This is a genomic window from Paenibacillus sp. JJ1722 (genome assembly GCF_048282685.1).
Taxonomy (GTDB): domain Bacteria; phylum Bacillota; class Bacilli; order Paenibacillales; family Paenibacillaceae; genus Paenibacillus; species Paenibacillus polymyxa_B.
The window spans coordinates 384,123-392,500 of record NZ_CP182500.1; the positions used below are offsets into that span (position 1 = coordinate 384,123).

Consider the following 8,378-nt stretch of genomic DNA (forward strand, 5'->3'; position numbering starts at 1 on the left):
TGTTTCATTCACACATCCGTGTGGAAGCGAAATATTCATCGGGTTTCGCTTCGAAGAAGCGAATTGCACCTTGAAAACTGGATACCGAAACGAAATTGCGTTTTAGAATATTCCTTTAAGCTGATCTTGTGTAAACAAGTGAAATAAAGGTAGCAGGTAAGGAAAGATCTTTTGCCTTTGGCAAAAATTATTCTTTATCGAACATCGACATTTTCTTTCTTTGAAAGAAAAGTCTAGGTTAAGCTACAAAGAGCACACGGAGGATGCCTAGGCGCCAGGAGCCGACGAAGGACGTGGCGAACAACGATAAAGCCTCGGGGAGCTGTAAGCAAGCTTTGATCCGGGGATGTCCGAATGGGGAAACCCGGCTGTCTTCATCGACAGTCACTTTCTGCTGAATACATAGGCAGAATAGAGGCAGACCAGGGGAACTGAAACATCTAAGTACCCTGAGGAAGAGAAAACAATAGTGATTCCGTCAGTAGCGGCGAGCGAACGCGGATTAGCCCAAACCAAGGAGCTTGCTCCTTGGGGTTGTGGGACGTCTCACATGGAGTTACAAAGGAACCGGTTAGATGAAGAGGTCTGGAAAGGCCCGCCAGAGAAGGTAAAAGCCCTGTAGTTCAAAACTTGTTCTCTCCGAGACGGATCCCGAGTAGTGCGGGGCACGTGAAACCCCGTATGAATCCGGCAGGACCATCTGCCAAGGCTAAATACTCCCTGGCGACCGATAGTGAAGCAGTACCGTGAGGGAAAGGTGAAAAGCACCCCGGAAGGGGAGTGAAATAGATCCTGAAACCGTGTGCTTACAAGAAGTCAGAGCCCGATCTATGGGTGATGGCGTGCCTTTTGTAGAATGAACCGGCGAGTTACGTTCCCGTGCAAGGTTAAGGTGAAGAGCTGAAGCCGCAGCGAAAGCGAGTCTGAATAGGGCGAATGAGTACGTGGACGTAGACCCGAAACCGGGTGATCTACCCCTGTCCAGGGTGAAGGTGCGGTAACACGCACTGGAGGCCCGAACCCACGCATGTTGAAAAATGCGGGGATGAGGTGGGGGTAGCGGAGAAATTCCAATCGAACCCGGAGATAGCTGGTTCTCCCCGAAATAGCTTTAGGGCTAGCCTCGGAAAAAAGAATCGTGGAGGTAGAGCACTGATTGGGTGCGGGGCCCGCAAGGGTTACCAAGCTCAGTCAAACTCCGAATGCCATAGATTTAGTTCCGGGAGTCAGACAGTGAGTGCTAAGATCCATTGTCGAAAGGGAAACAGCCCAGACCATCAGCTAAGGTCCCCAAGTGTGTGTTAAGTGGGAAAGGATGTGGAGTTGCACAGACAACCAGGATGTTGGCTTAGAAGCAGCCACCATTGAAAGAGTGCGTAATAGCTCACTGGTCGAGTGACTCTGCGCCGAAAATGTAACGGGGCTAAACACACCACCGAAGCTATGGCTTGATGCTTGCATCAGGGGTAGGGGAGCGTTGAATGCGGGTTGAAGGTGTACCGTAAGGAGCGCTGGACTGCATTCAAGTGAGAATGCCGGTATGAGTAACGAAAAGATCTGTGAGAATCAGATCCGCCGAAAGCCTAAGGGTTCCTGAGGAAGGTTCGTCCGCTCAGGGTAAGTCGGGACCTAAGGCGAGGCCGATAGGCGTAGTCGAAGGACAACAGGTCGAAATTCCTGTACCACCGTAATCCGTTATGAGCGATGGGGTGACGCAGTAGGGTAGTGACGCGGACTGATGGATGTCCGTCTAAGCAGTGAGGCTGGTGTGTAGGCAAATCCGCACATCGTAAGGCTGGGCTGTGATGGGGAGCGAAAATTGTAGTAGCGAAGGTCATGATCTCAGACTGCCAAGAAAAGCCTCTAGCCAGGAGAAGGTGCCCGTACCGCAAACCGACACAGGTAGGCGAGAAGAGAATTCTAAGGCGCGCGGAAGAACTCTCGTTAAGGAACTCGGCAAAATGACCCCGTAACTTCGGGAGAAGGGGTGCCTCGGTAGGGTGAATAGCCCGAGGGGGCCGCAGTGAAAAGGCCCAAGCGACTGTTTAGCAAAAACACAGGTCTGTGCGAAGCCGCAAGGCGAAGTATACGGGCTGACGCCTGCCCGGTGCTGGAAGGTTAAGGGGAGTGGTAAGCCTTCGGGCGAAGCTATGAACCGAAGCCCCAGTAAACGGCGGCCGTAACTATAACGGTCCTAAGGTAGCGAAATTCCTTGTCAGGTAAATTCTGACCCGCACGAATGGCGTAACGACTTGGGCGCTGTCTCAACGAGAGATCCGGTGAAATTTTAATACCTGTGAAGATGCAGGTTACCCGCGACAAGACGGAAAGACCCCATGGAGCTTTACTGCAGCTTGATATTGAATTTGGGTACGATCTGTACAGGATAGGTGGGAGCCGTAGAACTTTGAGCGCCAGCTTGAAGGGAGGCATCCTTGGGATACCACCCTGATCGTATCTAGGTTCTAACTTGGTACCGTGATCCGGTGCGAGGACAGTGTCAGGTGGGCAGTTTGACTGGGGCGGTCGCCTCCTAAAGAGTAACGGAGGCGCCCCAAGGTTCCCTCAGAATGGTTGGAAATCATTCGAAGAGTGCAAAGGCAGAAGGGAGCTTGACTGCGAGACCTACAAGTCGAGCAGGGACGAAAGTCGGGCTTAGTGATCCGGTGGTACCGCATGGAAGGGCCATCGCTCAACGGATAAAAGCTACCCTGGGGATAACAGGCTTATCTCCCCCAAGAGTCCACATCGACGGGGAGGTTTGGCACCTCGATGTCGGCTCATCGCATCCTGGGGCTGAAGTAGGTCCCAAGGGTTGGGCTGTTCGCCCATTAAAGCGGTACGCGAGCTGGGTTCAGAACGTCGTGAGACAGTTCGGTCCCTATCTGTCGTGGGCGTAGGAAATTTGAGAGGAGCTGTCCTTAGTACGAGAGGACCGGGATGGACGTACCGCTGGTGTACCAGTTGTTCCGCCAGGAGCACCGCTGGGTAGCTATGTACGGAAGGGATAAGCGCTGAAAGCATCTAAGCGTGAAGCCCCCCTCAAGATGAGATTTCCCAGTATGTAAGACCCCTTGAAGACGACGAGGTAGATAGGTTGGGGGTGGAAGTGCAGTAATGCATGGAGCTGACCAATACTAATCGGTCGAGGGCTTATCCTAAATAAAACGCAAATAAGTTTCGGATCCAGTTTTCAGGGTGTAACCTTGAAAGTATGTACAAGTGACATACAATAAGCGCATGGCTATTCATTCACACGATAAGTGATGAACCGAATAACCGTACGGAAGAATTTACAGTGTAAATTCATGTTTGGTGGCGATAGCGGAGGGGTTCCACACGTACCCATCCCGAACACGACCGTTAAGCCCTCCAGCGCCGATGGTACTTGGACCGCAGGGTCCTGGGAGAGTAGGACGTCGCCAAGCTATATCCTTTAAAGGATGATGAAGTTTTACATGTTAGGGCCTTTAGCTCAGCTGGTTAGAGCGCACCCCTGATAAGGGTGAGGTCGGTGGTTCGAGTCCACTAAGGCCCACCACTTCTAGAATAACAAAAAGATTGGGGCCATAGCTCAGCTGGGAGAGCGCCTGCCTTGCACGCAGGAGGTCAGCGGTTCGATCCCGCTTGGCTCCACCAATATTCCCTGATAGCTCAGTTGGTAGAGCACTCGACTGTTAATCGAGTTGTCACAGGTTCGAGTCCTGTTCGGGGAGCCATGTTTTGAATATTTCTGACTTTTATATATAAGGTGGCGGCGTAGCTCAGCTGGCTAGAGCGTACGGTTCATACCCGTGAGGTCGGGGGTTCGATCCCCTCTGCCGCTACTCGGAGAGATACCCAAGTGGCTATAAGGGGACCCTCTGCTAAGGGGTTAGACTGCGAAAGTGGTGCGAGGGTTCGAATCCCTCTCTCTCCGCCATAAATTTATTGGAATCAGAACTTATTTTGTAAGGCCCGTTGGTCAAGGGGTTAAGACACCTCCCTTTCACGGAGGTAACAGGGGTTCGAATCCCCTACGGGTCATAATATGGAGGCTTAGCTCAGCTGGGAGAGCATCTGCCTTACAAGCAGAGGGTCGGGGGTTCGATCCCCTCAGCCTCCACCATAAGAAAATTTGATAAATCCCTTTTAATGTCGCGGGGTGGAGCAGTTCGGTAGCTCGTCGGGCTCATAACCCGAAGGTCGTAGGTTCAAATCCTGCCCCCGCAATTAATTTCCTATTGGAAATGCCTCTGGAACTGTGGTGTAGAGGCCTAACATGCCTGCCTGTCACGCAGGAGATCGCGGGTTCGAATCCCGTCAGTTCCGCCATTTTAATCTCATATATAGTTGACATATATAGTGTGGATTATATGGTGTAGTAATAAAACAAAATATGGCTCGGTAGCTCAGTCGGTAGAGCAGAGGACTGAAAATCCTCGTGTCGGCGGTTCGATTCCGTCCCGAGCCACCTTTCAAGTGGGAAATGAGTAATGTGCCGGTGTAGCTCAACTGGTAGAGCAACTGACTTGTAATCAGTAGGTTGGGGGTTCAAGTCCTCTCGCCGGCACCATTTTGGAGGATTAGCGAAGTGGCCAAACGCATCAGACTGTAAATCTGCTCCCTTACGGGTTCGGTGGTTCGAATCCATCATCCTCCACCAGTCTTTTCATAATCATATGGCGGTCGTGGCGAAGTGGTTAACGCACCGGACTGTGACTCCGGCATTCGTGGGTTCAAGCCCCATCGGCCGCCCTTTATTCTTAATTTATTGGGGATTAGCCAAGCGGTAAGGCAACGGACTTTGACTCCGTCATGCATAGGTTCAAATCCTATATCCCCAGCCATTAAGAGCCATTAGCTCAGTTGGTAGAGCACCTGACTTTTAATCAGGGTGTCGAAGGTTCGAGTCCTTCATGGCTCACCATTTATAATTATTTTGCGGTCGTGGCGGAATTGGCAGACGCGCACGGTTCAGGTCCGTGTGGGCTAACCCCCGTGGAGGTTCGAGTCCTCTCGACCGCACCATATTTTGCGGACGTGGCTCAGCGGTAGAGCATCGCCTTGCCAAGGCGAGGGTCGCGGGTTCGATTCCCGTCGTCCGCTCCATTATCCATACGGCGCCATAGCCAAGTGGTAAGGCAAAGCTCTGCAAAAGCTTCATCCCCAGTTCAAATCTGGGTGGCGCCTTGACTGCTCATTATGGATTTAAATATGCGCCCTTAGCTCAGCTGGATAGAGCGTTTGACTACGAATCAAAAGGCCGGGAGTTCGAATCTCTCAGGGCGCGCCATTTCTTAAAAAAAGTATAATGTCGGGATGTAGCTCAGCTTGGTAGAGCACCTGGTTTGGGACCAGGGGGTCGCATGTTCAAATCGTGTCATCCCGATACTGATTTGCGGGTGTAGTTCAATGGTAGAACTCCAGCCTTCCAAGCTGGTAGCGTGGGTTCGATTCCCATCACCCGCTTTTTGCTATAGCGGATTCTTGTTGCCTCAGTGGTGACACCTTATAAATAAAGAGAGCCTGTCTGGGGACAGAGCTCTCTCTTTTTTTGTATTTATCTTCATGTACCCACAATGTATTGATTATTCATAATCTCGGTATCGGTGTATATCGTTCTGATCATACAACTGGTATACACCGATAACCGATCTAGTGGACAGTTTTTACACGGGAATGGTCAGCTGGATGGAGGTTCCCTCATCTGGAGCAGAGGTCATGCTCATAAATCCCCCTACCCCTCTAGCTCGTTCTTCCATACTGAACAATCCAACTCCCTCTCCTTGGGACTTTCCAGAGAATCCAATGCCCTCATCCCGAATGGTCACTTGTATCATTTCATCTTGATCCTCAACGTCGACATATGCCTCCGCTACATCTGCATATTTGGCTACATTCGTTAATGCCTCCTGTACAATCCGATAAATTGCTATTTCCTTGCGAATATCAAGGCGTTTACGTAGAGTGCATTGAAAATGCACCTCAATCCCGTAATGAGAACAGAAGTTTTCAATATAGGTTCTTATAGCTGGGACGACACCCAAATCATCCAGAACTGAGGGACGAAGTTCCCACGCTAGACCACGAACATCTTTGATGATGTCGGTCACCTGCGAACGAAGACTCTCCAGAGCAGCACTAGGTTGTTCGGCAAGTTGGCTATCTAACTGAATAATAAGTGAAAACAAGCTTTGTCCTATCCCATCATGTAGCTCTCTTGAAAAGCGTTTACGTTCTTCTTCCTGTATTTGCATGACTTGCGTCATCATAGACTGGAGTTCCGCTTCTACTTTCTTCAGTTTAGTGACCTCATTGCGGATCGCTAAGTACTGATAGGGTTTACCTTCCTCGTCCATAAACGGAACGATCGTAGTATTCACCCAGTAGTAGCTGTTATCTTTAGCACGATTACGTATTTCTCCTTGCCATACCTCACCTGAACGGATTGTAGTCCACAGGTTTTTCATGAAGGCAGGGGTATGATAGCCTGAATTAATGAGACGATGATCCTGACCGATCAGCTCTTCACGACTGTATTGCGAAATCTCACAAAACTTGTCGTTCACGTACTGAATAATACCTCGATGATCGGTCAAAGCAACAATGGAAGACGTATCTAGAGCAAATTTTAGATTGGATAGTTGGTGGAGTGAGTTACGTAGTGCATGGAGAAAAGGGGACTCTGGTATATAAATTTCTAGATCATTCAGCAATGTATCGGTTGATTCACCAAAGGCATGCTGCAGTAAAGGATTAGAAGGTTCATTCATAATGGAGTAGCCCCTTTTTTAGTGCGAATTTGACTAGCTCAGGTCGTGTTTTCAAGTTAAGCTTCTCCATAAGGTTACTTTTATGGGACTCTACGGTTTTGACGCTAATCACTAGGTGCTCGGCAATTTCCTTGTTGGCATATCCTTTGGCTACCCACGATAGAATCTCCTTTTCCCGCTCAGATAGGGATTCATAGGGTCCGGCTATGCCTTCCTGTTTGATTTTGTCCAGATATTCACTCATCAGTCGTTTGGTTGCATTCGGGTACAAGTAGGCACTACCCTCGGCTACAGACTGGATGGCAGCGAGCAACTCCTCGTGAGGTGCGCTTTTTAAAATATATCCGGATGCTCCAGCCTGAATGGCCCGGAACAGATATTCTTCATCATCATGCATTGTTAAAATAAGGACTTCTGTGTCGGGCAACTTTTTTTTTAATTCAGTGGTTGCCGTGAGACCATCTTTGCCAGGTGGCATGCTAAAATCCATGAGCACGACATTAGGTTGTAGCTCCACTGCCTTGTGGATTGCCTCATCCCCGTCTGCTGCATCTCCTACTACCTTGATACCGTTTTTGCCGTCCAATAGGGCCATGAGGCCAGAACGTACGACAACGTGATCATCCACTACTAGTATACGAATCAATTTGTCATCCCCTCGAACGGTAAAAAAACCGTGCGTTTTGTCATAATCATAGCAAATTTTAGGGATTTCAATCAACAAAGATAGTTAGGGACAGTGATATCAAGTATTTTATGAGTTTCATTATCTACAGAAACATTGTTGATCTATGGAGTAAGAGGGTAAGCACATAGTTGGCTAAGGCGTTGAGCGACTTGAGTGGCCTCGGCTACATCAGACTCTGTGAACATCCTCACATCACGATTACCAAGAAGCAGCACACCGTTGGGCAGATCCCCTGTGCTGGAAAAGGGAATAGCAACAGCAGAGTGAAGCTGCTCGGCCAGCATTAGTGCACATTCCTGACGCAAACGTATACTACCTGATAGCAAAGCACTTACAGTCACGGTACGTCCCAAGCGAACAGCCATCCCGGCAATACCATGGCCAATCTTAAAAGAAATAAGACGATAGCGATTGCTTCGGCTACCGGAGGCGTAATACCAATGCAACTTACCACCCGACTTGGACATAAATGCAAGGGCAGTGAGATCACCATAAATAGTATCTCTCAACTGATTCAGTTCTTTTCGCATTTCATCCGTTATTTGTAGCATAGAAGACACATCCTTTTTCATAACCAAACTATATCTCTAATTCATTGTAGTTCCGACAGTTACAAAAGTAGATCAGGGAACCCCCTGATCTATAGGCGCAGGAAACACTGACTTTTCATCTGGTCGGGTAAGGAGTAGGGAAAAGGCCGATAAATGGGGCGTTAGCTTACTTTGGAAGTGATATTTATCACAGCAAATCAGGGAGTAGGAAGGTATAAAATCAGGTGTTCTCCCGATAACAACCCAGGCATTAAAACATTATGATATAGATATCAGGTAAACACGAGGAGGACGCTAACATGCAAGCCACTTGTATGGAACGGTTTGGGGACGAAGCGGAACGCACGGGAATTCAGATTTATTTGACAGAAGAACATTTGGATC

At 49.1% G+C, this 8,378-nt stretch carries 4 protein-coding genes, 21 tRNA genes and 2 rRNA genes (1 of these 27 only partly in view); 24 read left to right on the forward strand and 3 right to left on the reverse strand.

Annotated elements, in window-relative coordinates:
- Window positions 1-236 precede the first annotated feature (236 nt).
- The 23 genes from ACM1ND_RS01590 to ACM1ND_RS01700 all read left to right on the forward strand — a co-directional run bounded on the left by ACM1ND_RS01590 (window position 237) and on the right by ACM1ND_RS01700 (window position 5,451).
- A 23S ribosomal RNA gene (locus ACM1ND_RS01590) occupies window positions 237-3,161 on the forward strand.
- A gap of 150 nt (window positions 3,162-3,311) precedes the next feature.
- A 5S ribosomal RNA gene (gene rrf / locus ACM1ND_RS01595) occupies window positions 3,312-3,428 on the forward strand.
- A 36-nt stretch (window positions 3,429-3,464) separates the two neighbouring features.
- Window positions 3,465-3,541 (forward strand) — tRNA-Ile (locus ACM1ND_RS01600).
- Between the two features lie 22 nt (window positions 3,542-3,563).
- A tRNA-Ala gene (locus ACM1ND_RS01605) sits at window positions 3,564-3,639 on the forward strand.
- A 4-nt stretch (window positions 3,640-3,643) separates the two neighbouring features.
- A tRNA-Asn gene (locus ACM1ND_RS01610) sits at window positions 3,644-3,719 on the forward strand.
- A gap of 34 nt (window positions 3,720-3,753) precedes the next feature.
- Window positions 3,754-3,827, forward strand: a tRNA-Met gene (locus tag ACM1ND_RS01615).
- A 3-nt stretch (window positions 3,828-3,830) separates the two neighbouring features.
- A tRNA-Ser gene (locus tag ACM1ND_RS01620) sits at window positions 3,831-3,922 on the forward strand.
- Window positions 3,923-3,954: 32 nt separating this feature from the next.
- A tRNA-Glu gene (locus ACM1ND_RS01625) sits at window positions 3,955-4,026 on the forward strand.
- A gap of 6 nt (window positions 4,027-4,032) precedes the next feature.
- Window positions 4,033-4,108 (forward strand) — tRNA-Val (locus ACM1ND_RS01630).
- Between the two features lie 30 nt (window positions 4,109-4,138).
- Window positions 4,139-4,212, forward strand: a tRNA-Met gene (locus ACM1ND_RS01635).
- A 25-nt stretch (window positions 4,213-4,237) separates the two neighbouring features.
- Window positions 4,238-4,314: transfer RNA gene (locus ACM1ND_RS01640), tRNA-Asp, on the forward strand.
- A 66-nt stretch (window positions 4,315-4,380) separates the two neighbouring features.
- Window positions 4,381-4,453, forward strand: a tRNA-Phe gene (locus ACM1ND_RS01645).
- Window positions 4,454-4,479: 26 nt separating this feature from the next.
- Window positions 4,480-4,555 (forward strand) — tRNA-Thr (locus ACM1ND_RS01650).
- A gap of 4 nt (window positions 4,556-4,559) precedes the next feature.
- A tRNA-Tyr gene (locus ACM1ND_RS01655) sits at window positions 4,560-4,645 on the forward strand.
- A gap of 19 nt (window positions 4,646-4,664) precedes the next feature.
- Window positions 4,665-4,737 (forward strand) — tRNA-His (locus tag ACM1ND_RS01660).
- Window positions 4,738-4,754: 17 nt separating this feature from the next.
- Window positions 4,755-4,829 (forward strand) — tRNA-Gln (locus ACM1ND_RS01665).
- 4 nt (window positions 4,830-4,833) lie between these two features.
- Window positions 4,834-4,909: transfer RNA gene (locus tag ACM1ND_RS01670), tRNA-Lys, on the forward strand.
- Between the two features lie 14 nt (window positions 4,910-4,923).
- Window positions 4,924-5,010, forward strand: a tRNA-Leu gene (locus ACM1ND_RS01675).
- A 6-nt stretch (window positions 5,011-5,016) separates the two neighbouring features.
- Window positions 5,017-5,091 (forward strand) — tRNA-Gly (locus tag ACM1ND_RS01680).
- Window positions 5,092-5,101: 10 nt separating this feature from the next.
- Window positions 5,102-5,172 (forward strand) — tRNA-Cys (locus ACM1ND_RS01685).
- Window positions 5,173-5,198: 26 nt separating this feature from the next.
- Window positions 5,199-5,275 (forward strand) — tRNA-Arg (locus ACM1ND_RS01690).
- Between the two features lie 22 nt (window positions 5,276-5,297).
- A tRNA-Pro gene (locus ACM1ND_RS01695) sits at window positions 5,298-5,371 on the forward strand.
- A gap of 9 nt (window positions 5,372-5,380) precedes the next feature.
- Window positions 5,381-5,451, forward strand: a tRNA-Gly gene (locus ACM1ND_RS01700).
- A 200-nt stretch (window positions 5,452-5,651) separates the two neighbouring features.
- On the opposite strand, the gene ACM1ND_RS01705 is transcribed toward ACM1ND_RS01700, so the two are convergent.
- The 3 genes from ACM1ND_RS01705 to ACM1ND_RS01715 form a co-directional block, all read right to left on the reverse strand.
- Entirely contained in the window at window positions 5,652-6,755 is a 1,104-nt protein-coding gene (locus ACM1ND_RS01705) for a PAS domain-containing sensor histidine kinase (protein WP_023986656.1), read from the reverse strand.
- The gene (locus ACM1ND_RS01710) at window positions 6,748-7,401 is read right to left on the reverse strand and encodes a response regulator (RefSeq protein WP_023986657.1); all 654 of its coding nucleotides are present in this window, start codon (window positions 7,399-7,401) and stop codon (window positions 6,748-6,750) included. Before ACM1ND_RS01710 ends, ACM1ND_RS01705 begins: the two co-directional genes overlap by 8 nt.
- 143 nt (window positions 7,402-7,544) lie before the next feature.
- Complete coding sequence (locus ACM1ND_RS01715) at window positions 7,545-7,994, reverse strand: GAF domain-containing protein (RefSeq protein WP_028542674.1); 450 nt, start codon at window positions 7,992-7,994, stop codon at window positions 7,545-7,547.
- Between the two features lie 299 nt (window positions 7,995-8,293).
- Here ACM1ND_RS01715 and ACM1ND_RS01720 point away from each other — a divergent pair, with 299 nt between their 5' ends.
- Window positions 8,294-8,378 carry the start of a Crp/Fnr family transcriptional regulator gene (locus ACM1ND_RS01720; RefSeq protein ID WP_023986659.1) on the forward strand. 656 nt of this gene lie beyond the right edge of the window, so only the first 85 of its 741 coding nucleotides appear in the window; the start codon lies at window positions 8,294-8,296; the stop codon falls past the right edge of the window.